The sequence below is a fragment of the Streptomyces sp. NBC_01707 genome (genome assembly GCF_041438805.1).
GTDB lineage: Bacteria > Actinomycetota > Actinomycetes > Streptomycetales > Streptomycetaceae > Streptomyces.
This window is the reverse complement of record NZ_CP109190.1, coordinates 4,755,360-4,780,449: the sequence shown is the minus strand read 5'-3', so window position 1 is coordinate 4,780,449 and position 25,090 is coordinate 4,755,360. Positions and strand designations below refer to the sequence as shown.

24 protein-coding genes, 1 pseudogene and 1 riboswitch are annotated in these 25,090 nt (G+C 69.4%); of the genes and pseudogenes, 14 read left to right on the top strand and 11 right to left on the bottom strand.

Annotated elements, in window-relative coordinates:
* Positions 1–23 precede the first annotated feature (23 nt).
* Positions 24–932, bottom strand: a complete 909-nt coding sequence (locus tag OG963_RS21495; RefSeq protein WP_093779597.1) for an SIS domain-containing protein — start codon at positions 930–932, stop codon at positions 24–26.
* Positions 933–1,257: 325 nt separating this feature from the next.
* On the opposite strand from OG963_RS21495, the gene OG963_RS21490 reads away from it, so the two are divergent.
* The 3 genes from OG963_RS21490 (at position 1,258) to otsB (ending at position 3,795) form a co-directional block, all read left to right on the top strand.
* The gene (locus tag OG963_RS21490; protein ID WP_256224124.1) at positions 1,258–2,475 is read left to right on the top strand and encodes an ABC transporter substrate-binding protein; all 1,218 of its coding nucleotides are present in this window, start codon (positions 1,258–1,260) and stop codon (positions 2,473–2,475) included.
* A 32-nt stretch (positions 2,476–2,507) separates the two neighbouring features.
* Positions 2,508–2,786 (top strand): DUF3263 domain-containing protein, encoded by a 279-nt coding sequence (locus tag OG963_RS21485; protein ID WP_030933093.1) that lies wholly within the window; start codon positions 2,508–2,510, stop codon positions 2,784–2,786.
* Positions 2,787–2,940: 154 nt separating this feature from the next.
* On the top strand, positions 2,941–3,795 hold the full coding sequence (gene otsB, locus OG963_RS21480) for a trehalose-phosphatase (protein ID WP_093779593.1): 855 nt from the start codon (positions 2,941–2,943) through the stop codon (positions 3,793–3,795).
* A 19-nt stretch (positions 3,796–3,814) separates the two neighbouring features.
* Here the strand turns inward: otsB and OG963_RS21475 are convergent, their stop codons facing one another.
* Positions 3,815–5,209 (bottom strand): trehalose-6-phosphate synthase, encoded by a 1,395-nt coding sequence (locus OG963_RS21475; protein WP_371799335.1) that lies wholly within the window; start codon positions 5,207–5,209, stop codon positions 3,815–3,817.
* A 54-nt stretch (positions 5,210–5,263) separates the two neighbouring features.
* Entirely contained in the window at positions 5,264–6,214 is a 951-nt protein-coding gene (locus OG963_RS21470) for a glucosyl-3-phosphoglycerate synthase (RefSeq protein ID WP_371799334.1), read from the bottom strand.
* A 152-nt stretch (positions 6,215–6,366) separates the two neighbouring features.
* Positions 6,367–6,493, top strand: a riboswitch (SAM riboswitch).
* A gap of 17 nt (positions 6,494–6,510) precedes the next feature.
* Between OG963_RS21470 and thrC the strand changes: the two genes are divergently transcribed.
* From thrC to groL, 4 genes are all read left to right on the top strand, one after another.
* Complete coding sequence (gene thrC / locus OG963_RS21465) at positions 6,511–7,812, top strand: threonine synthase (protein WP_030933081.1); 1,302 nt, start codon at positions 6,511–6,513, stop codon at positions 7,810–7,812.
* A gap of 60 nt (positions 7,813–7,872) precedes the next feature.
* Positions 7,873–8,151, top strand: a complete 279-nt coding sequence (locus OG963_RS21460) for a MoaD/ThiS family protein (RefSeq protein ID WP_093779587.1) — start codon at positions 7,873–7,875, stop codon at positions 8,149–8,151.
* Between the two features lie 454 nt (positions 8,152–8,605).
* Positions 8,606–8,812 (top strand): cold-shock protein, encoded by a 207-nt coding sequence (locus OG963_RS21455; protein WP_003967346.1) that lies wholly within the window; start codon positions 8,606–8,608, stop codon positions 8,810–8,812.
* Positions 8,813–9,163: 351 nt separating this feature from the next.
* Complete coding sequence (gene groL, locus OG963_RS21450; protein WP_030933074.1) at positions 9,164–10,786, top strand: chaperonin GroEL; 1,623 nt, start codon at positions 9,164–9,166, stop codon at positions 10,784–10,786.
* A gap of 99 nt (positions 10,787–10,885) precedes the next feature.
* Here the strand turns inward: groL and OG963_RS21445 are convergent, their stop codons facing one another.
* Positions 10,886–11,554, bottom strand: a complete 669-nt coding sequence (locus OG963_RS21445; RefSeq protein WP_319325085.1) for an HAD family acid phosphatase — start codon at positions 11,552–11,554, stop codon at positions 10,886–10,888.
* Positions 11,555–11,790: 236 nt separating this feature from the next.
* Positions 11,791–12,662 (bottom strand): annotated as a pseudogene (locus tag OG963_RS21440) (hypothetical protein).
* Between the two features lie 422 nt (positions 12,663–13,084).
* Here OG963_RS21440 and OG963_RS21435 point away from each other — a divergent pair.
* Both OG963_RS21435 and OG963_RS21430 read left to right on the top strand, forming a co-directional pair.
* Positions 13,085–15,052, top strand: coding sequence for a YncE family protein (locus OG963_RS21435; RefSeq protein ID WP_093779581.1), 1,968 nt, complete (start codon positions 13,085–13,087; stop codon positions 15,050–15,052).
* 437 nt (positions 15,053–15,489) lie between these two features.
* Positions 15,490–16,764 (top strand): LPXTG cell wall anchor domain-containing protein, encoded by a 1,275-nt coding sequence (locus OG963_RS21430; protein WP_371799333.1) that lies wholly within the window; start codon positions 15,490–15,492, stop codon positions 16,762–16,764.
* A gap of 155 nt (positions 16,765–16,919) precedes the next feature.
* On the opposite strand, the gene OG963_RS21425 is transcribed toward OG963_RS21430, so the two are convergent.
* Together OG963_RS21425 and OG963_RS21420 are read right to left on the bottom strand one after the other, a co-directional pair.
* On the bottom strand, positions 16,920–17,186 hold the full coding sequence (locus tag OG963_RS21425) for a DUF397 domain-containing protein (RefSeq protein WP_093931496.1): 267 nt from the start codon (positions 17,184–17,186) through the stop codon (positions 16,920–16,922).
* A complete protein-coding gene (locus tag OG963_RS21420; protein WP_093931497.1) occupies positions 17,167–18,009 on the bottom strand; it encodes a helix-turn-helix transcriptional regulator in 843 nt (280 codons plus the stop codon). The genes OG963_RS21425 and OG963_RS21420 overlap by 20 nt, the downstream gene beginning before the upstream one ends.
* A gap of 113 nt (positions 18,010–18,122) precedes the next feature.
* Between OG963_RS21420 and OG963_RS21415 the strand changes: the two genes are divergently transcribed.
* The 3 genes from OG963_RS21415 to OG963_RS21405 all read left to right on the top strand — a co-directional run bounded on the left by OG963_RS21415 (position 18,123) and on the right by OG963_RS21405 (position 19,421).
* Positions 18,123–18,374, top strand: a complete 252-nt coding sequence (locus OG963_RS21415) for a hypothetical protein (RefSeq protein WP_093779632.1) — start codon at positions 18,123–18,125, stop codon at positions 18,372–18,374.
* Positions 18,364–18,597, top strand: a complete 234-nt coding sequence (locus OG963_RS21410) for a hypothetical protein (RefSeq protein WP_078879236.1) — start codon at positions 18,364–18,366, stop codon at positions 18,595–18,597. The genes OG963_RS21415 and OG963_RS21410 overlap by 11 nt, the downstream gene beginning before the upstream one ends.
* A gap of 218 nt (positions 18,598–18,815) precedes the next feature.
* The gene (locus tag OG963_RS21405) at positions 18,816–19,421 is read left to right on the top strand and encodes a Uma2 family endonuclease (protein ID WP_093779573.1); all 606 of its coding nucleotides are present in this window, start codon (positions 18,816–18,818) and stop codon (positions 19,419–19,421) included.
* A 57-nt stretch (positions 19,422–19,478) separates the two neighbouring features.
* Here OG963_RS21405 and OG963_RS21400 read toward each other — a convergent pair whose 3' ends face one another.
* From OG963_RS21400 to OG963_RS21390, 3 genes are all read right to left on the bottom strand, one after another.
* The gene (locus tag OG963_RS21400; RefSeq protein WP_030933051.1) at positions 19,479–21,017 is read right to left on the bottom strand and encodes a PTS transporter subunit EIIC; all 1,539 of its coding nucleotides are present in this window, start codon (positions 21,015–21,017) and stop codon (positions 19,479–19,481) included.
* A gap of 52 nt (positions 21,018–21,069) precedes the next feature.
* Positions 21,070–22,047 carry an N-acetylmuramic acid 6-phosphate etherase gene (gene murQ / locus OG963_RS21395; protein ID WP_093779571.1) on the bottom strand — a complete coding sequence of 326 codons (978 nt, stop codon included), beginning with the start codon at positions 22,045–22,047 and terminating at the stop codon, positions 21,070–21,072.
* A 62-nt stretch (positions 22,048–22,109) separates the two neighbouring features.
* Positions 22,110–23,030 (bottom strand): MurR/RpiR family transcriptional regulator, encoded by a 921-nt coding sequence (locus tag OG963_RS21390; RefSeq protein ID WP_030933046.1) that lies wholly within the window; start codon positions 23,028–23,030, stop codon positions 22,110–22,112.
* A gap of 134 nt (positions 23,031–23,164) precedes the next feature.
* Between OG963_RS21390 and OG963_RS21385 the strand changes: the two genes are divergently transcribed.
* Both OG963_RS21385 and OG963_RS21380 read left to right on the top strand, forming a co-directional pair.
* Positions 23,165–23,533 carry a hypothetical protein gene (locus tag OG963_RS21385; protein ID WP_030933043.1) on the top strand — a complete coding sequence of 123 codons (369 nt, stop codon included), beginning with the start codon at positions 23,165–23,167 and terminating at the stop codon, positions 23,531–23,533.
* A complete protein-coding gene (locus OG963_RS21380) occupies positions 23,530–23,805 on the top strand; it encodes a DUF4031 domain-containing protein (protein ID WP_093931498.1) in 276 nt (91 codons plus the stop codon). Before OG963_RS21385 ends, OG963_RS21380 begins: the two co-directional genes overlap by 4 nt.
* A gap of 28 nt (positions 23,806–23,833) precedes the next feature.
* On the opposite strand, the gene OG963_RS21375 is transcribed toward OG963_RS21380, so the two are convergent.
* Positions 23,834–25,060 (bottom strand): Cmx/CmrA family chloramphenicol efflux MFS transporter, encoded by a 1,227-nt coding sequence (locus OG963_RS21375; RefSeq protein WP_176902404.1) that lies wholly within the window; start codon positions 25,058–25,060, stop codon positions 23,834–23,836.
* Between the last annotated feature and the right edge of the window lie 30 nt (positions 25,061–25,090).

The window sequence follows — 25,090 nt, the reverse complement described above, 5'->3', positions numbered from 1 at the left end:
GGGCGGTCGGCGCGGCCGACGGGTCAGGGCGCCAGGATCACGCTGCGGGAAAGATTGCGCGGGTGGTCCGGGTCGTACCCCTTCGACTCCGCGATCTCGACCGCGAGCCGCTGGGCCCGGATCAGATCGGCCATCGGGTCGGCCGTGGCATGGGCCACCAGCGTGCCGCCGACCCCCGCGACCTCGCCCGCGAGCCCCTCGGGCAGTGCACCGAACACCCACGCGACCCGGTTCGGCCCGGTGATCGATATCGGTCCGTGGCGGTACTCCATCGCCGGGTACGACTCGGTCCAGGCACCCGCCGCCTCGCGCATCTTGAGCCCGGCCTCCTGGGCCAGCCCGTACGTCCAGCCGCGCCCCAGGAATGTCCACTGCTCGGCCGCCACGACCGCCTCCGCCAGCGGTTCCGTCACCGCGAGCTCCGCATCGACTGCTGCCTCGGCGACCGTCTTCACCCCCGCCGGAAGCGGACCTGCCGCCTCCAGGCCGGCCCGCAGGAAGGCCAGCGCGGTGGTGGCGAACCGGGTCTGGACGACGGACTCCTCGTCCGCCCAGTCCAGTACGGCCACGGCGTCGGCGGCGTCCGTCACGGGCGTCTTCGGATCGGCGGTCAGCGCGACGGTGGTCACCTTGCCGCGCAGCTCACCGAGGAGGTCGAGGACCTCGGTCGTCGTGCCGGAGCGGGTGATCGCCACGACCCGGTCGTACGGACGCCCCGCGGGGAACTCCGACGAGGCGAACGCATCGGTCTCTCCCTGCCCGGCCGCCTCGCGCAGCGCCGCGTACGCGATCGCCATGAACCAGGAGGTCCCGCACCCGGTGACGGCGACCCGCTCACCCGGCCGCGGCAGTCCGTCGAACTCGGCCCCCGCCTCCGCGGCGCGCCGCCAGCAACTGGGCTGGGTGGCAATCTCTGATGCGGTACGGGACATCCTGGACGGCTCCTCGGTGCGTGGGGGAACGGTGACGACGGGGCGGTGCAGAACAGCGGGCACGGAAAGGTACGGACCACGAAGTGCCATGTGCCGAGATGTACTTAACAGCGGGTCCCGTTCCCATGCAATGACACCCCGGACCAACCGGACACAGGTCCGGTTACGTTGCAGAAGCGATACTTCTCTGGTGTAGACCTCCCTTGGCGACATGGGTAAAAATCGCAGCTCATCCGGACGGTCGGGTGGTCACCGAATCGATGAGGATGGACTGGCTGTGCAGCGGCACTACTTGGCACTGACCGCGGCGATAGCCGCACTCGGCATGGCGGCGACGTTGACGGGCTGTGGCGCCGACAGCGCATCGGGGGACGTCACCCTCAAACTTGTCGCGGCCGACTACGGCAACAGTGCGGCGAACAGCTCCAAGAAGTACTGGGACGAACTCGCCAGGAACTTCGAGGCGTCCCACGAGGGCATCAAGGTCGACGTCGACGTCTATTCGTGGAAGGACGTCGACCGCGAGGTCGCCGACATGGTGAAGAAGGGGCATGCCCCGGACATCGCGCAGATCGGTGCCTACGCGGACTATGCCAAGGCCGGGAAGCTCTACAGCGCCGACGACATGCTCGCCATCCGCACGCAGGCGAACTTCCTGCCGCGGCTGGCCGATGCGGGCCAGTACAACCAGACCCAGTACGGACTGCCGTTCGTCGCCAGCACCCGGCTGCTCTTCTACAACAAGAAGTACTTCAGCCGGGCGGGCCTGGACGCCCCGAAGACCTGGGAAGACATCCGTGACGACGCCGTGGTGCTCAAGCAGCGTGGCGTCACCTACCCGTTCGCGCTGCCGCTCGGTCAGGAGGAGTCCCAGGCCGAGACCATGATGTGGTTGCTCAGCGGAGGCGGCGGCTACACGGACGACGTCGGCTCGTACGACATCGACTCGCCCGAGAACGTCAAGACCTTCGACTGGCTGAAGACGAATCTGGTCGACAAGGGGCTGGTCGGCCCGGTGGCGCCCGGAAAGCTGGACCGGGCGCAGGCGTTCGAGGCGTTCACGAGCGGCAAGGTGGGGATGCTCAACGGGCACCCCACGCTGATGCAGGAGGCCGAGCAGAAGGGCGTCCAGGTCGGCATGGTGCCGCTGCCCGGTATCAACGGCCCGACCGAGGGGTCGATGGGCGTCGCCGACTGGATCATGGGGTTCAAGCAGAACAACCACCGCGAAGCCATCGGTAAATTCTTCGACTACATGTTCCAGGACAAGAACGTGGTGGCCTTCGCCGACGAGTACGACCTGCTGCCGGTCACCGACAGCGCGTCCGCGGTGATGGAGACGGACGCCAAGCACAAGCCGCTGCGGAAGTTCCTGGAGGCGCTGCCGAACTCCGAGTTCTACCCCGTCGGCAAGACGTCGTGGGCGCGGACGAGTGAGCTGATCAAGCAGAACATCGGCAAGGCGGTGGAGCCGGGCGGTAGTCCGGCGGGTGTGCTGGCCGAGATCGCGCGGGGGGCGGCGACGGCGGAAGAGGCGGAGTAGCGGGATGCGGCGCGGGCGTTATGTTGGCTGATATGACCGCCTCCGAGAACGACTCCCACGGTGCGGAGACCCCGGACACGACACGGCCGGGGCTCTCCGAGCGGGAGCGTGCGGTGCTGGCCGTGGAACGGCGGTCGTGGCCCGGGCCCGGGGCGAAGGAGCGGGAGATCCGCGAGGGACTGGGGATCTCGCCGACGCGCTACTACCAGCTGCTGAACGCGTTGCTGGACGACCGGCGGGCGCTGGAGGAGGACCCGGTGACGGTCAACCGGCTGCGGCGCGTACGGGAGGCCCGGCGCGGGAGGCGGTAGCCGGGGCGCTGCCCCGGAAGGGCCGGCCCCCGGGTGTCCGAGGAACGGGAGGTCCGGGCGGAGCCGCGGGTTTCGGACAGCGGCGGGGCAGCGGCACAGCCCCGCCGCAGGCGCAGCCGTAGCCGCACTCCGGCACCCCCGATAGGCTCGGCCCATGGGCAGCAACCCAGAGCAACTCCTCCCCACCCCCACCACGCCGGCCGGCCGCGAAGGTCTCGCCGCCATCCTGGCCCGCCCCGACCGCGCCGTGGTCGCCCTCGATTTCGACGGCACCCTCGCCGACATAGTCCCGGACCCGGAGCAGGCCCGCGCCCACCCCGGAGCCGTCCCGGCCATCGCCGCGCTCGCCCCGAAGGTCGCCTCCGTCGCCGTGATCACCGGCCGCCCGGCCGGCGTCGCGGTCCGGCACGGCGGTTTTGCGGGCGTCCCGGGGCTCGACCACCTCGTCGTCCTCGGTCACTACGGCGCCGAACGCTGGGACGCCGTGTCCAGCACCGTTCACGCCCCCGCCCCGCACCCCGGTGTGGCGGCGGTCCGCGCCGAACTTCCCGGCGTGCTGGACCGGTTCGACTCCTGGCACGGCACATGGATCGAGGAGAAGGGCCAGGCGCTCGCCGTCCACACGCGCCGCGCCGCCGACCCGCAGGCCGCCTTCGACGCGCTGCGCAGCCCGCTGGGTGAGCTCGCGGCCCGGCACGGGCTGATCGTCGAGCCGGGACGCCTCGTCCTGGAGCTGCGTCCACCCGGCATGGACAAGGGCGTGGCGCTGGCGAAGTACGTACGGGAGACGGACGCCGAGTCCGTCCTGTACGCCGGGGACGACCTGGGCGACCTCGCCGCGTACGCCGCGGTGGAGAAGCTCCGCACGGAGGGCCCCGACGGCATCCCGGGTCTGCTGGTGTGCAGCGGAAGCGCGGAAGTCCCGGAACTGGCCGAGCGGGCGGACCTGTTGCTGCCGGGACCGGCGGCCGTGGTCGACTTCCTCGCCGCCCTCGCCCGTCGCCTCTGAACGAAGCGCCGCCGAACGGTCAGTCCCGCCGCAACGCCTCCAGCTGTTCCAGGAACCACCGCTGCGGCGGCAACGCGGTCGCCGCAGCGGCCAGCCGCTTCGACCGCTCCGCCCGCTCCCCGTCCGGCATCGTCAGCGCCTCGTGCAGCGCCACGGCCGTCGCCGACACGTCGTACGGGTTCACCACGATCGCGTCCGCGCCCAGCTCCTCGTACGCCCCCGCCTCTCGCGACAGAACCAGCGCGCAGCCCTGGTCGGAGACCACCGGGACCTCCTTCGCGACCAGGTTCATGCCGTCGCGGATCGGGTTGACGAGCGCCACGTCCGCCAGCCGGTACGCCCCCAGCGAGCGCGCGAAGTCGTCGTTCACATGCAGCAGGACCGGGGTCCAATCAGGCGTTCCGTACGCCTCGTTGATGTCGTCCGCCAGCCGCTGCACCTCGGCCGTGTACTCCCGGTACACCGCCAGGTCCTGACGCGAGGGATACGCGAACGCCACATGCACCACCCGCTCGCGCCACTGCGGGCGGGTGTTCAGCAGCTCCCGGTAGGCCAGCAGCCCGCGCACGATGTTCTTGGACAGTTCCGTACGGTCGACCCGCACGATCGTCTTCCGGCCGGTGCCGCCCACCTGCTCCCGCAGGATCGCCATCCGCTCGTCCACGTCCGCCTCGTGCGCGCGGCGGCGCAGGAAGTCCGCGTCCGCGCCCAGACCGTGCACGCCGGTCCTCGTCCGGCCGGTGCCGCCCAGGACCTCCGTGCAGCAGGCGGTGAACGCGTCCGCCCACCGCCGGGTCAGGAATCCCACCCGGTCCGCGCCGAGCATGCCGCGCAGCAGTTGCTCCGCGATGTCGTCGGGCAGCAGGCGGAAGTAGTCGACCGGGGCCCACGGTGTGTGCGAGAAGTGGCCGATCCGCAGGTCGGGACGGAGATCGCGGAGCATGCCGGGGACCAGGGCCAGGTGGTAGTCCTGCACCAGCACCGCCGCGCCCTCGCCCGCCTCCTCGGCGAGTGCCTGGGCGAAGGCCAGGTTGTACGCCTCGAACGACGCCCACTGCCGGCGGAACTCCGAGTCGAAGACCGGCTCCAGCGGCGTCTGGTACAGCATGTGGTGGACGAACCAGAGCACCGAGTTCGCGATGCCGTTGTACGCGTCGGCGTGCACATCGGCGTCGATGCCGAGCATCCGTACGCCCGGCTCGGCGATCCCGCGCCGGACCGCCACCCTGTCCCCGTCGCCGAGCGCCGCGCAGACCCACAGCTTGTCCTCGACGGCGCTCAGCCCGGAGACGAGTCCGCCGCCGCCCCGTCTGGCGCTGATCGAGCCGTCCTCGCTCAGTGCGTACGAGACCGGGCCGCGGTTGGACGCGACGAGTACCTGGGCAGCAGACGTGATCACGTGCTCGGAGACCATGTTGCGGAATCTAGCCCGATCGCGAACCGCCCAAACGTGCGAAGTCAGGCCACCTCAGGCGGCGCGGCGCGAAACGTACTCCCTGATCTCCTGCATCGGCGGCCGCTCCTCCGTGTCCACGGCGTGCGTACGCGGTACGAAGCCGGTCTCGCCCCGCTCGAACTGGGTGAGGGCCGGCCGTACCAAGTGGCCGCGGGAAAGGCGCAGTTGTGCCGTCCGGTAGATCGCCGCCGCCATCCGGCCCAGTGCCTGCCCGTCCTGATGGCGGTGTTTCCTGACCCCCACATCCACCTGTGCCAGCGCGTCCAGACCCACGGTGTGCAGCGCATCCACGAGCAGGCCCAGTTCCACTCCGTAACCGACCGGGAACGGCAGCCGCTCCAGCAACGAGCGCCGCACCGCGTACTCGCCGCCCAGCGGCTGGACGAGGCCGGCCAGCTGGGGCCAGTGCAGATTGAGCAGCGGGCGGGCCACCAGTTCCGTGACGCGACCGCCCTGGCCTGCTGTGTCCCCGAGCGGGCGGTCGTACATCGCCTTCACGAACTGCACCTCGGGATCGGTGAGCAGCGGGCCGATGATGCCGGAGACGAAGTCCGCGGAGAAGTCCTTCAGGTCGGCGTCTATGAAGCAGACGATGTCACCGTCGGTGACCAGGAGTGATCGCCAGAGGACCTCGCCCTTGCCCGGCAGGGCGGGCATCCGCGGGAGTATGTCGTCACGGTGCACCACCCGGGCGCCCGCCTTCCGGGCGACCTCGGAGGTGGCGTCCGTAGAACCGGAGTCGATCACCAGCAGCTCGTCGACCAGCTGGACCTTCTCCATCAACTCGACCCGGATCGTCTCGACGATCGTGCCGACCGTCGCCTCCTCGTTGAGGGCGGGCAGCACGACACTCACACTTCCGCGCCGCGGGTCCCTGGCCCTGGCGGCGACGAGCCGGTCCAGCGGGCGGTCGGCGGCCGACCAGGAACGCCTGGTCAGCCAGCGTTCGACCTCTTCCAGCACGGTCGATACTCCCTGTATGTGATCCATCTCGCGGTTCGGACGGCTATCTCAACCGTCCGATGCTTCGGTTACAGTCTTGAACAACGCGGACGACCCTCGCATGCCGGGGTCCTCCGCCGACAAATGCCTGGATCGATGATCCAGTGCCACAGCGCTCATCCAGAGGGACTGAGGGAACGGCCCGTTGAAGTCCCGGCAACCCTCCTGCCGACCGCGAGGTCAGGTGGGGAAGGTGCCAATTCCGTCTCGTGGCGAAATGCGTCGCGAGGAAGATGAGGAGAAAGGGCCTCGCCATCATGGCTACGCAGACCGTTGCAGTGAGCACCAATTCTTCCGCCGACGCTGTCGACCTCGGTCCCGCCGCGGCACTTTCCTGCCGCGAGTGCGGAGAGCGTTTCGAGCTCGGTCCCATTTTCGCCTGCGCGACCTGTTTCGGGCCGCTCGAAGTGGCGTACGACCTGCCGAGCGGCTCCCCGGACGAGCTGAAGAAGCGCATCGAGGCCGGACCGAACAACATCTGGCGTTACGCGCCGCTGCTGCCGGTCCCCGCCGATGTCGCGGACAAGCCGAACATCAACCCCGGCTTCACCAAGCTGGTCAAGGCCGACAACCTCGCCCGTGAACTGGGCGTCACCGGCGGCCTGTACGTCAAGGACGACTCCGGCAACCCGACGCACTCCTTCAAGGACCGCGTCGTCGCGATCGCCGTCGAGGCCGCCCGCGCCTTCGGCTTCACCACTCTCTCCTGCTCCTCCACCGGCAACCTCGCCGGCGCCGTGGGCGCGGCCGCCGCCCGGGCCGGCCTGCGGTCCTGCGTGTTCATCCCGCACGACCTGGAGCAGGGCAAGGTCGTCATGGCCGCGGTGTACGGCGGTGAACTGGTCGGCATCGAGGGCAACTACGACGACGTCAACCGCTTCTGCTCGGAGCTCATCGGCGACCCGCTCGGCGAGGGCTGGGGCTTCGTCAACGTCAACCTGCGCCCCTACTACGGCGAGGGTTCCAAGACGCTCGCGTACGAGATCTGCGAGCAGCTCGGCTGGCGGCTGCCCGACCAGCTCGTCATCCCGATCGCGTCCGGCTCGCAGCTCACGAAGATTGACAAGGGTCTGCAGGAGCTGATCAAGCTCGGTCTCGTCGAGGACAAGCCGTACAAGATCTTCGGCGCGCAGGCCGAGGGCTGCTCCCCGGTCTCCACCGCCTTCAAGGCCGGTCACGACGTCGTACGCCCCCAGAAGCCGAACACGATCGCCAAGTCGCTGGCGATCGGCAACCCGGCCGACGGCCCCTACGTCCTGGACATCGCCCGCCGGACCGGGGGCGCAGTCGAGGATGTCGACGACGAGCAGGTCGTCGACGCGATCAAACTGCTGGCACGCACCGAGGGCATCTTCGCGGAGACGGCCGGCGGGGTGACGGTCGGCGTGACGAAGAAGCTGATCGAGGCCGGTCTGCTGGACCCGACGCTCACCACCGTCGTCCTCAACACCGGTGACGGTCTGAAGACGCTGGACGCGGTCGCCCCGACCACCGGTCCGACGGCGACCATCCGGCCCAGCCTCGACGCGTTCCGCGCCGCCGGCCTGGCCCGCAGCTGACCCGACCACCCCGGGACGTCCATCCGTGACGTCCACCCGAGACGCAAGGAAGGCACCCACATGAGCGTCAAGGTCCGTATCCCCACCATCCTGCGCACCTACACGGGCGGTCAGGCCGAGGTCCCGGCCGAGGGCGCGACCCTCTCCCAGGTGATCGAGTCGCTCGAGCGGAACCACCCGGGCATCGCCGCGCGCGTCCTGGACGACCAGGGCAAGCTGCGCCGGTTCGTGAACGTGTACGTCAACGACGACGACGTGCGCTTCGAGGGCGGCCTGGAGGCGGCCACCCCGGACGGCGCCGGCATCTCGATCATCCCGGCCGTCGCGGGCGGCTGCTGACCCTCCGTCGCCCCGGCACGGACTCTCCGTAGGCCCCGCGGCCGACTTCACAGCGTCACCGGAATTGCCCCCTCTGCGAGGTAAGCGGAGGGGGCAATTCTGCATGGTTAAGCGCGGTACAGTTGGGAAGTCCCCTCCGCTGCCCGTGCCGACCGCATATGAGAATGCGCCCGCCCGCGACAAGATGCAGCCAACGTGCTCGAACTCCTTGCGTCATAAGTGGCCTTTGCCCGGCCCGAGTTGCCCTGGAATCGCATAAATTCCGCATATTCGGGTGTTCGGTGCTGCCCAGAATTCTCGTCCGATTGACCTGTTGCAGAGGGCAGTTGGGCAGATACATTCGGCCGCGGTCGACGCGTTCCGGCGCACGCACCCTCTCCTGTCGGGGGGTGAGTTCTGACCCGGGCCCGCGAAGTGCGGTCCTGTGCAAGGGCCAGTAATAGGGGAGTTAGGCATGGCTCAGGGCACCGTCAAGTGGTTCAACGCGGAGAAGGGGTACGGCTTCATCGCGGTCGACGGTGGTGCGGATGTTTTCGTCCACTACAGCGCGATCCAGATGGACGGGTACCGCACCCTCGAAGAGGGTCAGCGAGTTGAATTCGAGATCTCGCAGGGCCAGAAGGGGCCGCAGGCGGACATGGTCAAGCTCGCCGTCGGCTGAGCTCGGCGCGGTCGGCCAACGACACCACTCACGCATGAAGGGTCCGTACCCCCAGGGGGACGGACCCTTCACGCGTCATGGCGGCCGTCGCCCCACGTGGCATCCCCACGGCATCCCGGTGCCGTCGTCCGGTCCACGCCTTGTCCACAACCGTCGGGGGCGCTTGCACTCGTGGGGGTCGAGTGCTAATCATTGGCGTTAGCACTCTCCAGGTGAGAGTGACAGAACTTGGACCGGGCCGGTGAGGCCCGCAGGCGCGGTGGGGCAAGGAACCACCGGGCAGGCAGGCCGTCCGTCGCGGGCGCCACTCGGTCCGGAGAAATCCACCCCTGTCCGGGAGGACCACTTCACATGGCCAAGATCATCGCGTTCGACGAGGAGGCACGGCGCGGTCTCGAGCGCGGGATGAACCAGCTCGCCGACGCCGTCAAGGTCACCCTTGGCCCCAAGGGCCGCAACGTCGTCCTCGAGAAGAAGTGGGGCGCGCCCACGATCACCAACGATGGTGTTTCCATCGCCAAGGAGATCGAGCTCGAGGACCCGTACGAGAAGATCGGCGCCGAGCTGGTCAAGGAAGTCGCCAAGAAGACGGACGACGTCGCCGGCGACGGTACGACCACCGCCACCGTTCTCGCCCAGGCGCTCGTCCGCGAGGGCCTGCGCAACGTAGCCGCGGGTGCGAACCCGATGGCCCTCAAGCGGGGCATCGAGAAGGCCGTCGAGGCCGTCTCCGCCGCTCTGCTGGAGCAGGCCAAGGACGTGGAGACCAAGGAGCAGATCGCTTCGACGGCCTCCATCTCCGCCGCCGACACCCAGATCGGCGAGCTCATCGCCGAGGCGATGGACAAGGTCGGCAAGGAAGGCGTCATCACCGTCGAGGAGTCCCAGACCTTCGGTCTGGAGCTGGAGCTCACCGAGGGTATGCGCTTCGACAAGGGCTACATCTCGGCGTACTTCGCCACCGACATGGAGCGCATGGAGTCGTCCCTGGACGACCCGTACATCCTGATCGTCAACTCCAAGGTCAGCAACGTGAAGGACCTCCTTCCGCTGCTGGAGAAGGTCATGCAGTCCGGTAAGGCGCTGCTGATCATCGCCGAGGACGTCGAGGGCGAGGCCCTGTCGACCCTGGTCGTCAACAAGATCCGTGGCACCTTCAAGTCCGTTGCCGTCAAGGCCCCGGGCTTCGGTGACCGCCGCAAGGCCATGCTCGGCGACATCGCCATCCTCACCGGTGGCACGGTCATCTCCGAGGAGGTCGGTCTCAAGCTCGAGAACGCCGGCCTGGACCTGCTGGGCCGCGCCCGCAAGGTCGTCATCACCAAGGACGAGACCACGATCGTCGACGGTGCCGGTGACAGCGACCAGGTTCAGGGTCGCGTCAACCAGATCCGTGCCGAGATCGAGAACTCCGACTCGGACTACGACCGCGAGAAGCTCCAGGAGCGCCTGGCGAAGCTGGCCGGCGGCGTGGCCGTCATCAAGGCCGGTGCCGCCACCGAGGTCGAGCTCAAGGAGCGCAAGCACCGCATCGAGGACGCCGTTCGCAACGCGAAGGCGGCCGTCGAGGAGGGCATCGTCGCCGGTGGTGGCGTGGCGCTGCTGCAGGCCTCCGCCGTCTTCGAGAAGCTGGAGCTCTCGGGTGACGAGGCGACCGGCGCCAACGCCGTCAAGCTGGCGCTGGAGGCCCCGCTCAAGCAGATCGCCGTCAACGGTGGTCTCGAGGGTGGCGTCGTCGTCGAGAAGGTGCGCAACCTGCCGATCGGTCACGGTCTGAACGCCGCGACCGGCGAGTACGTCGACATGATCGCCGAGGGCATTCTCGACCCGGCGAAGGTCACGCGCTCCGCTCTGCAGAACGCCGCGTCGATCGCCGCGCTGTTCCTGACCACCGAGGCCGTCATCGCCGACAAGCCGGAGAAGGCCTCTGCGGCCGCTCCGGGCGGCATGCCGGGCGGTGACATGGACTTCTGATCCTGACGGATCAGTAGCTCGGTCGCACATCGGCCCCCGGGACCTGTACTGGTCCCGGGGGCCGATGTCATGTCCGCGGTGGTGACGGCAGGTCAGCGGTCAGGAGAGCTTCCCGTCGTAGTCCGGGAGCTTGAACGTCCGCTCGGCGTGGCCGCCGACCAGGTCGCTCTCGTTGTTGCCGATGTTGGCGATGATCGTGTAGCCCCGGGCCTCGATCTCGGCGCGCTTGGCGGTCTTGTACGTGCTGACTTCGTCGAAGAGGTCCGGCAGGTCGCGGACGTAGAGGCCGGTCACCGGGTAGCCGACCGCGGTGAGGTTGTGCTGCGTCAGTGAGGCGATGATGCCCGGACGGGCGGTGACGAAGAAGATGGCGACGCCCTGGGAATCGGCGTACCGGACCAGATCGCGGACCTGGGCGATCGCGGGGGTCGGAAACGTCCAGAAGTAGTGGAAGTCCGTCTCCAGCGACGAGTTGTCGATGTCGAGGACGATCGCCGGTTTCTGGCCCGCGGGGGTCTGCGCGATGCGCTGCTGGATGTAGGGGCGGGCCACGTCGATGACCGCGGCGACATCGCGCTGCCAGGTGCCGTAGTCGATGCCCAGGATGGCGGCATTGCCGCCGGGGGCCCATGACGTGGTGGCGGTGGGCTCGGACACGGGGGCGGCCTGGGCGGCGCCGGCGGGTGCGACGAGGGCGAGAACGGCGGCTGCGACGGACACGGCACCGGCCGTACGGACGGACCGGGTACGGCTTCGAGTTCGGCTCATGAGGGTGTCTCCTGGGTCGACTTTGGCATGCACGCGCTCAACACTCGGTCGGGCCGGGCCGCATGTCTACTGGTCGGTAGGAAACTTCTCGTGGACGCACGATGAATCGGGGTGCGCGGGCTTCGGGCCGACCGCGCACAGCGCCGCGGGGCTTTCCGGGCACGCTCGTGGTCCCGAACGGCCCGGGAGGATCGGGCAGGTCGCCGATCACCGCATGGTTCGTCCGTGAGTCGAAGTCATGCCCGTGTCCTTCGGGTTCGGGGGACCATCGCGGCGCGCACCTCGGCCATCCGGTCGCGGACCCCGCCGACCGGGATCCCGCGACTGCTCGCCGGTACGGGGACCTGTTCGCCCCGGCACGGTCCGCATGTACCGCCGGGCAGTGCCTCCCCCCGGGCCGGTGCGCCGCATTTCGTGCACTCCAGGACTCGCAGCACGGCGGGCGGGGTGGGCGGAGCGGCCCGTTCGGGTGGCATTTTGGAGATCAGGCGGCTGCGGACCAGGGCCGCCGCGTGGTGGACGGGCACCGGCAGTCCGCCGGTGAGGGCGTGCAGCAGCTGGGCTTCGGTGGCGCCTCGTGCGAGCCACTCGGTGACGTACGGCTCCAGCCCCGCACAGTCGGCCGCGGAGAGGCTCAGTGCGGGCGCGGTCCGGCCGAGCGCGGCGAGCAGGACGAACGCCCGTGACCGGGTGGGCCGTTGCTGCTCCGGTGGTACGTCGCCCCGGGTGAATGCCGCCCACCAGGCGTCGTCGCGAGGTGTGCGGGAGAAGAACGTACGCGTCACCCAGCGCGCGCTGCCCGAACCGATGACGTGCTCGCTGCCCCGGCGCAGATGGCCGGTCCGCTGCAGGTTGTTCAGCGTGGTCCGCAGTGCGCACTGCCCGTACGGGAGCACCTTGGCCAGCGTCTTCACGGAGATGTCGGCACCGTCCGGCAGTGGTCGACATAGCCGGCGACGGCGGCCTCACGCGGCGGAAGGTGCGCGAAGTCGTGTGCGGTACGGGGTCGTTGGCCGGACGCGGACCGCTTGCCGTAGCCCGGGTTGGCCATCGGGTGCGGGGGTACGTGCGGTGCGCGCGGGGCAGCACTAAGCTGGCTGACAGCCATTTGATCGCCTGTTTCGATCTCGTTGGTCAGACCCCTGTTCGGTGTTCCCGCACCGGCAGGGGTCGTTCGTTATTCGGAACGCTAGAGCGTCCGTACCGTGCGTGGCAAGCCGGTCACGAGAAGTGAACTCTCCAGCTGGGGAGGGTGGGTGGGTGGGGAGGAGCCCTCCGCCCCTTCCTTGGAAAGAGGGCTCGGAGCACGGGGCTTGAGCCCCGAGGCGGACCGAGGGGGCGTGAAGAGCGCGCCGCGCGTCGTCTGGGGCACGGCCGGCTGCCGGCGGCGGGGGTGGCGGTCATGCTGTCGGTCGCGTGACCTAGTCTTCGCTCACTCGCCACGCGCACGGCACAGGTCACACACATCACCTGTCTCCTGTCAGTCTGCGCGCAATGGCTAAACACTCGTTCCGGGGGGTTCGAATCACCGTGCGTATGCGCACTCTTCCGGCCGCCACCGCACTGGCGGTCCTCTTCAGCTCGGCGGTGCTCACCGCCGCACCGGCGTCCGCCGACACCGCCAGGACCGTCGCGGTCACGGCCGCGGCCGACACGATCGTCGACGGCGTCCATCAGCGGCTGTTCTTCAGCGACAGGTACCAGAACAAGATCGTCGTCACCGACTACGCAGGCAAGGCCATCGCCGAGCTCACCGGCCTGCCTCAGGTCCAGGACCTCGAACTGAGCCCGGACTCGGGCACGCTGTACGCCGCGGTCTACGACGCCGACAAGATCGTCGCCTTCGACACCGCGACACTCACGCAGACCGCCGAGTACCCCACCGGTACCAGGACCACGCCCTCCCGGCTCGCCTACGCGGACGGCAAGCTGTGGTTCGGATACGGCGACCAGTGGGACTCCGGGCTCGGCTCGGTCGACCTGACCGCCGAGACGCCCACAGTGACGCTGGACCTGGCGGCCGGGCACGACTTCGCCGGTCCGCCCAAGCTCTACGCGGACCCCGACAACCCGGGCACGCTGCTCGCCCTCGATGCGGGCATCAGCTCCGGTCCGATCGTCGTCTACGACATCTCCTCCGGTACTCCGGCCATCCGCGTCTCCGCCGAGAAGGGCGGCTTCTACAACGACGCGGCCCTCACCCCGGACGGCCAGAACGTCGTCGTGGCCGGGCCCGGGAACCGCGCGCTCACCGAGTACCGGCTCTCCGACCTGGAGGAGGTCCGCACCTTCCCCGTCGCCTCCGAACCGGAGACGGTCAGCATCGCCCCGGACGGCACGGTCGCGGCCACCGTCCTCGACACCGACGACCTCGGCGACACGTACGTCTTCGCCGCCGACCCCGGCCGGCCCGCCAGCGTCCGCAACCTGTCGCACAGCTGGATGCCCTGGTTCGGGCACTCGACGAACTGGTCGGCCGACGGCGGAAAGCTGTTCGTGATGAGCGAGGGGGGCGACAACGACTCCTCCACGTTCAACGTCGTCGACGAACCCCGTAAGTACGTCGCCACGCTGAAGGCCGACGCCCCGGCCACCGCCACCCGCGCCAAGTCCCTCACCGTCAAGGGCTCGCTCGTCTCCACCCTCGCGCTGCCTGCGGGGACGCCGCTGACCGTCACCCGCACCGACCTGGAGTCGCCGAACGGCAAGTCGCTCGGCACCAAGTCCCTGGCAACGGGCGGCAAGTTCTCCTTCACGGACACCCCGCCGGCCGGCGGCAAGGTCACATACAAGGTGTCGTACGCCGGTGACGCCACGCACGTCCCGGCGACCGCCTCGGACACGGTCGACGTCTCCCGCGCCACGCCCACGCTGACGCTGAACAACAACGGCAAGGTGTACGACTACGGCAAGGACGTCGCGTTCACGGCGCACCTCGGCACGACGTACAAGAGCCGCACGGTCGAGATCTGGGCCAACCCCTTCGGCTCGGACAAGCCGAACAAGCTGGTGAAGACCGGCACGGTCAACTCCAGCGGCAATCTGTCGGTCACCCTGGACATGACCCGGGACGCCACGGTCACGGCCGTGTTCAAGGGCGACGCCCGCTATGCCCCGAAGACGACCAAGTCCACGGCGTACGCCAGGGTGAAGGTCTCGACGGCACTGTCCAAGCACTACAAGACCGGCAAGATCGGCTCCACGACGTACTACTACTTCCACAAGAACACCGACGTCATCTCCACGACGACGATGAGCTACTACAAGGACCGCAAGCAGCGGCTCGAGCTCCAGGTGTACTCCCAGGGCAAGTGGTACTCCGGGGCCACCGAGTACTTCAAGCTCGGCACCAACGGGAAGTCGGTCGTCAACCTGGGCCACGCCGGCAAGTCCGGCGTCCGCGCCCGGGTGCGCTCCTCGTACATCAACGCCAGCTCCGGGGACAATGTGAACTCCACTACGCACGGCGCCTGGAAGTACTTCATCTTCACCAGCTGAGTCGGTGACCGGTCCCATGAGGCCGTGACGTCGGGGCGCGTTCCCAGCACTGGGAGGGAACGTGCCCCGGCTCTGCCTTGACCCCCGAGGGAAAGGCCCCAACTCTCCTTCCGGTCTTCCGGGTTGTGGGCGCAGTGACAGCGGCGGGGTGGCGTGCGCGAAGCTGCAGGGGCTCGCCGGGCGGGTACGGCCCCCGGGGAGGCGTGGGGCGACGCATCCAGGGCCATGTGGCATTCCTCACAGTGAAAGTGTGTGTAGTGAAAGCAACTGCACCCTTTCGTCTCTTCTGTCTGTGCCGGTGTGGTGGTGTCGGCCGGAACGGGTGGAAAACTCGTGACGATCGACCGTTGTCCCGGTCATACCATCGCCTCAAGTCGCATCTGCGTGTCCCATTCCGCTGCGACCCCTTCTTCTTTTTCGGACCCCGAAGGGCTCTTGTGAAGATTCGCCGGATTCTTGCCACAGCCGTTGCCGCCGCAGTGACCACGCCTGCCCTCCTGCTGTCGGTCACCCCCGCGTTCGCCGACGACAAGCCGACCGTGCAGACGCAGGAGAAGCCGTCCATCGCGGAGTTGGAAAAGGCCGCCGACGCCGCGCAGGCGGCGTACGACGACGCAGTAGCTGCCGAGAGCGCCGCCTACGCGGCTCTGGAGGCGGTCCTGTCCGACACCGCTCCGCTGGCCGTGGCGGCCAAGGCCGCCCAGGCCGTGGCGGCCGACGCCGCCACCACCAAGACCAACGCCGACCAGGCGGTCGTCGACGCCAAGGCGGCGATCGACGCCCTCCCGGAGACGGCCACCGAGGAGGAGAAGACCGCGGCGGCGACGACTCTCACCGAGGCGGAAGCCGCCGCCGCGACGGCCGCCGATGCCAAGGTCGCCGCCGATGCCAAGGTCGTGGAGGCCCTGGACGCGCGTGACGACGAGCGGGTCGCCGCGACCCGGAAGCTGGACCAGGCGCGGAAGGCCACCGAGGCGGCGCTCGCCGACAAGACCGCCGCCGACGACGCGCTGGCCAAGGCGAAGGAGGAGGCGGGTGAGGGCGGCGAGGACTGCGTCCCCGAGGCCGAGCTCACCACGGTCGTCACGGGTCTGCCGTCCACGGTCGTCGCCGGCACGAAGGTCAACTTCAATCTCCGGGTGACCAACGGCACCGACAAGACCATGGACGAGGTGCTTCCGTTCGCCTACGTCCACGCGACCGACAAGAGCGGGCTCAAGGACATCGACGACCTGGTGCACCTGCAGTGGTCGTCCGCCTCGTCCTCGACGTGGAAGACCGTCGACAACGAGCACTACATGGACGCCATCAGCCCGCTGAAGGCAGGCGCCCACGCCGACGTCAAGATGCGCCTCACGGTCGACGCCTCGGCCCCCGCGGGCAACGGCGTCACCTTCGTCGCCGGTGACTACTTCAACGACAACGGCACCTGCGGCGGGAACCCGGACCTCGAAGGCTACGAGTTCCTGATCGCCGCCGCGGGCAGCAAGCCCGGCAAGGTCGACGACGCCAAGCCGAGCACGACCGAGCCGAACACCTCGGACGTCAATCCGCAGGGCAGCGCGTCGGCCAGTCCCGTGAGCGGCAGCCTCGCCTCCACGGGCTCGTCCTCCGCGACGTCGCAGCTCGCCCTCGCGAGCGGCACGGCTCTGGCGATCGGCGCGGGCGCGGTGTTCGCCGCACGCCGTCGCAAGGCCGGCTCCCACGCCTGACGCATGAGGCGGGGTGCCCACCAGGCACCCCGGCCCACGCACTGACTGCCCAACGGGCCCGACACCGAGTGGTGTCGGGCCCGCTGTGTGCGTGGGGAGTCCTCCACCTGGTCCTCGGGAAGAGCGCTCGGAGTGCGGGGCTCGAGCCTCGGGGCTCAGCTGCGCTTGAGGTCCGCGACGAAGGACGACCACGCCGCCGTCCGGAACACGAGCGCGGGGCCGTCCGGGACCTTGGAGTCGCGGACGGGGACGACGCCGGGGTGGCCGTCGGCGACCTCCAGGCAGTTGCCGCCGCTGCCGTCGCTGTACGTCGATTTCCGCCACGTGGCGACTTCGAGGCAATTGCCGCCATTTGTGTCGCCGTAAGAGGGCTTGTGCCAGGTCGCCAGGACCATGTCGTAGTCAGAACTGCTGAGATCCATGCTCGTAATCCTCCGCCGCCGACTCGATCAAGGCCTGGGACGCTTCAGGTGACGCTGCGCTGGCCACCAGCAGATCGTAAGTCAGCCCGTACGCCTTGACTGTTGCTGGATCGTCCAGCAACTGGCCTGAACCGAGACCGTCCAGATAGGCGAGCGGGGGAGCATCGGGAAATGCCATCAGCTTGAGGGGGCCGCCCATCGCCGCGTGGCCGCCTGCACTGAAGGGCAAGATCTGGACAATGGCGCGGCGTTGGCGAATCAGCGAGGCGAGGTGTTTGAGGGCTCCCGCCATCACTGCAGGGCCGCCGACCTCCCGACGTAAGACCGCCTCGTCGAGAACGGTCCAAACCATGGGAGTTGTTGGATCGGACAGCAGCACCGCCCGCTCCAGCCTGGCGGCCACGAGTTCATCGATCACGTCGTCCGGCGCGGTTGGCCGATAGGACACGAAGACGGCTCGGGCGTAAGGCGCCGTCTGCAACAGTCCCGGAATCAACAGCGGTGAGTACTCCTTGATTACTTCCGCGCCCGCTTCCGCCTCGGCGGCCTCCGCGAAGTGATCCGGGTACTTCGACTTCTTCAGGGCTACGCAGTTCCGTACGAAGAACCCGTCCGCGTGCAGGATCTCGTCGATCTTCTGGGCCTGGTCCACCTGCATCCGGCGCGTACCGGACTCCAGTTGGCCGATGAATGAGCCGCTGACGAAGAGCGGCAGCCCGAGCTCTTCCTGTGAGAGGCCGGCCCTGTCCCTCCGGTGGCGGAGTTCGGCGCCGAGAAGGGCGCGTGGAGACGAGGACGGGTCGAGCTTCTTGGGGCTCGGCATGGCAACTCCCTGTGACACAACTGCGGTTGTTGGACCTGCGCCACTACCAGGCTAGCCGCGTGTTGGACACGCTGGGTATGCATTGTGATTACCGAGCGTGGAAGGTGTGCAGGATGACCACTACGGAGCGACGACGGGTTGCCGCCGGAAGAGTGCGAGAGGCGGAGGACGCGGTGGAGACGCTGAGGCAGGGGCTGAAAGGTATGGGGCTCACACTGCCGTCGTTGCGGATCGACCCGGTGTCGTGCGCGGGGAACGAGCCCGCGCCGTTGGTGGATCTCGGGCGCTGCAACATCGACACGGCGCTGCGGCTGAGCGCCTTTCTGGAGAAGAAGTGTGACGGGGAGGCCGGTCATGACGGGTGAGGGACTCGAACCGTGTACGCCGGAGCCCGGGACGTACGCGGTGGACTCGCGGGACGGGCGCGTGGGGCGCGTGATGGGCTGCGTCGGACCGTATGTGCAGCTACGGCCGCCGGGTGGTGGGGCCGAGTGGGACTGTCCACCGGAGTCCGTGCGGCCGGCCTCGCCCGGGGACGCGCTGCGGGCCAGGGTCAGGGAGGTCAACCGGGAGGGGCGGCTGCCGTGAGAGGCGTGAAGGGCGGCGCCCCGGCCGGGGTGCCGCCCTTCGGCCGGGCCCGTTGCCGTACGGGGTGTGGGCTTCCCGTACGAGCTTCGAGGTCCAGGGGCCGTATGGGGAGATCCGTGCGTTCGTCACCCGGTCGTGGGACGCTGATGGCATCGGCAGACCGCCGCAGAACCGTCGATCTACGCTCCTTTGACAGGCCGCAGGAGAGGGGACCCGCGATGACCGCCGCGATGGTCGAGAACGACCAGGCCTCTGAGGGCCGCCCGTGGGACTACCTGCTGCAGACATGGCGTGAACTGGACGTGCCCGAGGGGTGGCGCGCCGAGATCGACGAAGGGCAGATCGTCTTGGTGCCACCGCCGCACGCGCATCACAACGGCATCGCGGCCAAAGTGCAGCGCAGGCTCTACCGAGATCTGCCCGAAGAGCTGGAGATCTACCAGACCCTCGGCATCCACGTGGCCCCGCTCGACAAGCTCTACGTGCCGGATCTAGTGGTCATGCCTTCGGAGCTGATCGATGCTGCTGATCCGGAATCCAGCGATCCGATGGAGGCTTCGGACGCCCTGCTGATCGTCGAGATCACGTCGAAGGGAAACGCCCGGGAGGACCGGACGAAGAAGTACCGCGCCTACGCCCGCGCGGCTGTGCCGATGTACCTCTTGATCGACCGCTTCGACACGCGCGGGGCGATGGCCACGCTGTTCACGGAGCCGAACGAGGACGGGACGTACAAGCGCTCGGACGCCGTGCCGTTCGGGAAGCCGCTCACACTCCCCGAGCCCTTCGGCACGACGCTGCTCACCGCGGACTTTCCGGCGTGACCGGGCAGCAGTGAGGGCGGCACCCGTGCGGGTGCCGCCCTCTGTTGCGTCACGGGATCAGGCGCGGGCCGGCTCCGGTGCCGGGTCGGTGACCGGTGTGGCCGGGGTACCGGTTGCCGCGACCGTCGAAGCCGCCGGCTCCTGCGACACGTTGAACTCCGTCAGCAGATCCTTGCTGAAGCCGAAGAAGTACGTGGCGACGAAGCCCGCCAGATAGCCGACCAGCAGGCCGCCCGCGTAGATCGCGATCGTCGTGCCCAGGCCGTGGTTGCCGTCGAGCAGCGGGAACAGGGCCCAGCCGGACGGGCCGATCGCCGTGGAACCGACCGCGCTGCCGAGCTGGTTGAAGAAGCCGACGAACGCCCCGCCGAACGCACCGCCCACGCACGCCGTGATGAACGGGCGGCCGAGGGGGAGCGAGACACCGTAGATCAGGGGCTCGCCCACACCCAGCAGACCGGCCGGGAGAGCCGACTTGATCGTCCGGCGGATCGACTCGTTGCGGGGGAGACGGAGGTAGACCGCGAGGGCCGCGCCGACCTGGCCCGCACCTGCCATGGCGAGGATCGGGAGGAGGACCGTGTAGCCCTGCTGCTCGATCAGGGTGGTGTGGATCGGGATCAGCGCCTGGTGCAGACCCAGCATGACCAGGGGGAGGAAGAAGCCGCCGAGGACCAGGCCCGCGCCCGCACCGCCGTTGGACAGCAGCCAGTTGGCGAAGTCGCCGATCGCGGTGGAGACCTCACCGGCCACGTACATCAGGCCGAAGATCGTCACCAGGCCGGAGACCAGCACCGTCAGCGTCGGGGTGACCAGGACGTCCAGCGCCTCGGGGACCCAGCGGCGGCACCACTTCTCCACGTACACCGCGAGGACCGCCGCGCCGAGCGCTCCCAGCACACCGCCCTGGCCCGGGGAGAGCTTCTGCCCGAACGCCTCGATGTCCGCGACACCGGGGAAGACGATGATCGCGGCGACCGCACCGCCGAGGATCGGCGTGCCGCCGAACTCCTTCGCCGTGTTGTAGCCGACGAAGACGGCGATCAGTGCCATGAAGCCGGACGCCATCGCGCCGAGCGCGGGCGTCACCGACGTCAGCCAGCCCAGGTTCTTCAGCAGGCCGTTGAGACCGGCGATGATGCCGCAGCCGATGAGAGCCGGGATCAGCGGGACGAAGATGTTCGCGATCTTCCGGAGGAAGAGCTTGAACGGGGTGGCGTTCTTCGCCTTCCGCGCTGCCTTGATCGCGGCGCCCTGCGCGGCGAGTTCGGCCGCCGTGGTGTCGGTGGCAGCGGCCGGTTCGGCCGCGGTGGCCGGTTCGGGGGTGGCTGCGCGACCCTCCTCGACCAGCTTCTCGAACTCCGGGGTGACCCGGGCGACGGTGCCCGGACCGAGGACGATCTGGTAGGTGTCGTCCTCGACCACACCCATGACGGCGGGGAGCGCCTTCAGGGCCTCGTCGTCGACGAGCGAGCGGTCGTGCAGGCCCAGCCGGAGCCGGGTCATGCAGTGGACGACGGAGCTGACGTTCGCGGCGCCACCGACGAGCGGAAGGATCGCGGCGGCAGTGGCGCGGTTCTTGTCTTCTGTAGCCATGGTGCGTGGTGCCTTGCTGTGCGGGGGGTGCTGAGCGGTTCCCCGGATGGGGTCAGGTGGTGGTGCGTGGTGCGGCCGCGAGGGCGGCACGGAGATGGCCGTCGGACGCGGACAGAAGGGTGGCGGCGGTGCGACCGTCGACCTGGCCGAGGATGGTGAGGATCGCGTTCTTCACCTCGCCGTCGGTGGCGGCGAGCGCGGCCTCGATCTCCTCGTCGGAAGCGCCGGTGGCGAGGGCGACGATCCGGCGGGAGCGGGCGCGCAGCTTCTCGTTGGAGGCGCGGACGTCGACCATGAGGTTTCCGTACGTCTTGCCGAGCCGGATCATCGTGATCGTCGAGAGCATGTTGAGGACGAGCTTCTGCGCCGTACCGGCCTTCAGCCGGGTCGAACCGGTGAGCAGCTCGGGACCGACGACGATCTCGATGGGGTGCTCGGCCGCGGCGCCGAGCGCCGAGTCCGCGTTGCAGGACAGGCCGATGGTCAGCGCGCCCTTGGCGCGGGCGTGCTCTACGGCCCCGACCGCGTACGGCGTACGGCCGGAGGCGGAGATGCCGACGACCGTGTCGTCGGAGGTGAGGTCCAGGGCATCGAGGTCGGCGGCGGCCAGCTCCGCGCTGTCCTCGGCCCCCTCGACGGCCGTGATGATGGCGGACGGTCCGCCCGCGATCAGGCCGATGACCTCGGACGGGTCGGTGTTGAACGTGGGCGGGCACTCACTGGCGTCCAGGATGCCCAGCCGGCCCGGGGTGCCGGCGCCCGCGTAGATCAGCCGGCCGCCGCGGGCCATGCGAGCGGCCGTGCCGTCGATCGCCGCTGCGATCTCGGGCAGCCGGGCGGCGACGGCGGTCGGGACGGTCCGGTCCTCGCCGTTCATGATCCGGGCAATCTCCAGCGTGTCCAGCCGGTCGATCTCGGCGAGCTCGGGCCGGAACGCCTCGGTGGTGAGTGTGGCGAGCTCGGCGCGCAGCTCCCCGTACTCGGAGTCCCGGCCGGGCGTCGCGGCGTTGGCGTCGGTGGTGGAGGTCATGGACAGCGGCTCTGCTTTCTCGATCTCGTGTCTCGTGCGGTTCAGCGGGTACGGCGTCGTGGTCAGCGGGTGCTGCGGGGGGTATGTCGGTGGGCGAGCGCCTCGTAGGAGGCGGCCAGCGCCGGGGCGGCCGTCTCGTACGTCCGCTGGGCGACGCCTATGAACAGGCAGTCGACGACGAGCAGCTGGCTCGTACGGCTCGACATCGCGGCGGGGCGCAGTTCGCTCTCACGGGCGGTGGACGTCGTCAGCACGTGGTCCGCGTACTGCGTCACCGGGCCGTCGGGGCGGCCGGTGATCGCGATCGTCGTGGCCCCCTGGTCGAAGGCCACCCGGAGCGGTTCGATCACATCGACCGTGGAGCCGGAGTGGGTGATCGCGATCGCCACATCGCCGGAGCGGAGCTGCACGGCGTTGGTCACCGCCAGGTGCGGGTCCGTGTGGGCGTGCGCGATCAGGCCGATCCGGAGCAGCTTCTGCCCCAGGTCCTGGGCGACGAGGGAGGAGGCGCCGACGCCGTAGATGTCGATCCGGCGGGCGGTCGACGCGGCGGCGACGGCGGCACCGAGCTGCACCGTGTCGAGCCCGGCGGCCGTGTCGGCGAGGGTCTGCTGCTCGTCGAAGGCGAGCTTGGCGACCACATCGGCGATCGGGTCGTCGACCGCTATGTCCGCCGTGACGGCGGGGGCGCGGCCGGACTGCTGGTGGGCGGCGAGCCCGGCCAGGGCGAGGCGCAGATCCCGGTAGCCGGGGTAGCCGAGGAGACGGGCCGTGCGGACCACGGTCGCCTCGCTGGTGCCGGTGAGCTCGGCGAGACCGGTGACCGTCAGGGCGGCGCAGCCGGCGGGGTCGCCGGCGACGGCTTCGGCGACCCGCTGCATGGAGCGGGTCATGGAAGGTGCGAGCGTCCGCACCTTGGCCGCGAGGGCGGCCGGTGCGGGCGGAGAATCACCGCTGAAACTTTCCTTCAGGTCATTGGTCACGTTTGAAAGATATTTTCAACCCTCTGGCACGTCAACCCCTCTTTGGTCCCGACCTCTGGCGGAACCGAGAATCTGTCGGTGCCAAAGGTCTCCTTACGGCGAAGGCCGGTCGGGCACGGGGTGAGAATGGCTCCATGGAGTTGAACCGCCTGGAGCAGGCGCTGCATACCGCCCGCGCGCTGGTGATGGCCGATCTCACGGCCGGCGACGTCGCCGAGGCCGAGATCGTCTCCCTCGTCGAGGACGCGGTGACGCACCGGCGGTGGTGGGTCGAACAGTGGCCGGACGGCGTGGAGTACCTGGTCGGCCTGGTCGCCCAGGACGTCCAGGACGCGCTGCTGGAGCGTTACGGCCGGTGGCCGCTCTGCCCGGTCTGCGACGCCGGCGACCCGCACGCCCTCGACGTCGAACCGGAACTGGGGCCGGACCCGCGCTGGGTATGCACCAAGGCGACGGTGATGGTGGCGCGCGTCGGCGCGCTGAGCGGGGTGCTGCGCCGGTGACGGTCTATATCGACCCGCCGGACTGGCCCGGCCACGGACGTCTCTGGTCGCATCTGGTCAGCGATGTCTCGTTCGAGGAACTGCACGCCTTCGCCGCCTCGATCGGCTGCCCGCCGAAGGCCTTCGAGCGCGACCACTACGACGTACCGGAAACCCGGTACGCGGACGCGGTGCGGGCCGGGGCCCGGGAGATCGGCTCCAAGGAACTGGTGCGCCGGCTGACGGACGCGGGGCTGCGACGCCCCAAGGGACGCCCGGCTCCCGGCAGCTGAACGGATGCGGCCGACGCGGTTGCCGGGGTCACACCGCCGGGGCAGCCGCTTCCACGGACGTCTCCGAAGAAGACGCCGCTGCGGTCGAACCGGCCACCCGGCGCGACCGGCCACCGCCCTGCAGCCGCAGTGACCACACCACCCCCACCAGTGCCAGCACCGTCATCGCCGCGCCCGCCCAGGCCGTCGCCGCGAACCCGAAGTCCGCGTCGATCACCGTGCCGCCCAGCCAGGGGCCGCCCGTGTTGCCCAGATTGAACGCGGCGGTCGTCGTCGCACCCGCCAGGGTCGGGGCCGCGCCCGCGATGTTGAACATCCGGGCGTTCAGCGCCGGGGCCGTGTAGAACGCCGACAGGCCCAGCAGGAACGCGAGCCCGACCGCGGCGATCTGGTTCGAGGCGAACAGCGCCAGCGCGACCAGGAAGACCGTCGACGCCGCGATGCCGCTCATCAGCACCCCGAAGAGGTGCGCGTCCGCGACCCGGCCACCGATCGTCGTACCGATCAGCGCACCGATCCCGAACAGCGCGAGGACCGTCGGCACCCAGCCCGAGTCCAGTCCCGCGACATCCGTCAGCAGCGGCGCGAGATAGCTGAACGCGCAGAAGACCCCGCCCGCCGCCAGCGCCGTGACCGCGATCGACAGCCACACCTGACGGTCGCGGTAGATGGTCATCTCCCGCTTGAGCTGCGGCTTCTCCGCAGGGAGCGGGATGCGGGGGATCAGCGTCGCCACACCGGCCAGGGCCACCGCCGACGCCGCGCCGACCGCCCAGAACGCCGACCGCCAGCCGAGGTTCTCACCGAGAAACGCCCCCAGCGGTACGCCGAGGACGTTCGCGATCGACAACCCGCCGATCATCACGGCCATCGCTCTGGCCCGCGCGTTCACCGGCACCATCGCGATGGCGACCGCCGCACCGACCGCCCAGAACCCGGCGCACGCGAAGGCGCTCACCACACGGGACGCGAAGAGCACCTCGTACGTCGGAGCGAGCGCACCCGCGACCTGCCCGAGGCCGAAGACCGAGATCAGCGCGATGAGGGTGGTCCGGCGCGGCAGCCGGAGCGTGGCCACGGCGAGCAGGGGCGCGCCGATCACCATGCCGATGGCGAAGGCGGATATGAGGAGCCCGGCCCGCGGGATCGACACATTCATGTCGTCGGCGATCGGCGGCAGCAGCCCGGAGAGCATGAACTCGCTCGTACCGAGTGCGAAAACCGAAAGGCCGAGAATGTATACGGCCAAAGGCATACGGGTGCGATGACGAACGGCGGAGTCGGG

Excerpts from the sequence above, each read along its gene's own strand:
- OG963_RS21495 (WP_093779597.1), bottom strand. The coding sequence starts at position 932 with ATGTCCCGTACCGCATCAGAGATTGCCACCCAGCCCAGTTGCTGGCGG.
- OG963_RS21490 (WP_256224124.1), top strand. The coding sequence starts at position 1,258 with ATGGCGGCGACGTTGACGGGCTGTGGCGCCGACAGCGCATCGGGGGAC.
- OG963_RS21485 (WP_030933093.1), top strand. The coding sequence starts at position 2,508 with ATGACCGCCTCCGAGAACGACTCCCACGGTGCGGAGACCCCGGACACG.
- otsB (WP_093779593.1), top strand. The coding sequence starts at position 2,941 with ATGGGCAGCAACCCAGAGCAACTCCTCCCCACCCCCACCACGCCGGCC.
- OG963_RS21475 (WP_371799335.1), bottom strand. The coding sequence starts at position 5,209 with ATGGTCTCCGAGCACGTGATCACGTCTGCTGCCCAGGTACTCGTCGCG.
- thrC (WP_030933081.1), top strand. The coding sequence starts at position 6,511 with ATGGCTACGCAGACCGTTGCAGTGAGCACCAATTCTTCCGCCGACGCT.
- OG963_RS21460 (WP_093779587.1), top strand. The coding sequence starts at position 7,873 with ATGAGCGTCAAGGTCCGTATCCCCACCATCCTGCGCACCTACACGGGC.
- OG963_RS21455 (WP_003967346.1), top strand. The coding sequence starts at position 8,606 with ATGGCTCAGGGCACCGTCAAGTGGTTCAACGCGGAGAAGGGGTACGGC.
- groL (WP_030933074.1), top strand. The coding sequence starts at position 9,164 with ATGGCCAAGATCATCGCGTTCGACGAGGAGGCACGGCGCGGTCTCGAG.
- OG963_RS21445 (WP_319325085.1), bottom strand. The coding sequence starts at position 11,554 with ATGAGCCGAACTCGAAGCCGTACCCGGTCCGTCCGTACGGCCGGTGCC.
- OG963_RS21425 (WP_093931496.1), bottom strand. The coding sequence starts at position 17,186 with ATGGATCTCAGCAGTTCTGACTACGACATGGTCCTGGCGACCTGGCAC.
- OG963_RS21420 (WP_093931497.1), bottom strand. The coding sequence starts at position 18,009 with ATGCCGAGCCCCAAGAAGCTCGACCCGTCCTCGTCTCCACGCGCCCTT.
- OG963_RS21415 (WP_093779632.1), top strand. The coding sequence starts at position 18,123 with ATGACCACTACGGAGCGACGACGGGTTGCCGCCGGAAGAGTGCGAGAG.
- OG963_RS21410 (WP_078879236.1), top strand. The coding sequence starts at position 18,364 with ATGACGGGTGAGGGACTCGAACCGTGTACGCCGGAGCCCGGGACGTAC.
- OG963_RS21405 (WP_093779573.1), top strand. The coding sequence starts at position 18,816 with ATGACCGCCGCGATGGTCGAGAACGACCAGGCCTCTGAGGGCCGCCCG.
- OG963_RS21400 (WP_030933051.1), bottom strand. The coding sequence starts at position 21,017 with ATGGCTACAGAAGACAAGAACCGCGCCACTGCCGCCGCGATCCTTCCG.
- murQ (WP_093779571.1), bottom strand. The coding sequence starts at position 22,047 with ATGACCTCCACCACCGACGCCAACGCCGCGACGCCCGGCCGGGACTCC.
- OG963_RS21385 (WP_030933043.1), top strand. The coding sequence starts at position 23,165 with ATGGAGTTGAACCGCCTGGAGCAGGCGCTGCATACCGCCCGCGCGCTG.
- OG963_RS21375 (WP_176902404.1), bottom strand. The coding sequence starts at position 25,060 with ATGCCTTTGGCCGTATACATTCTCGGCCTTTCGGTTTTCGCACTCGGT.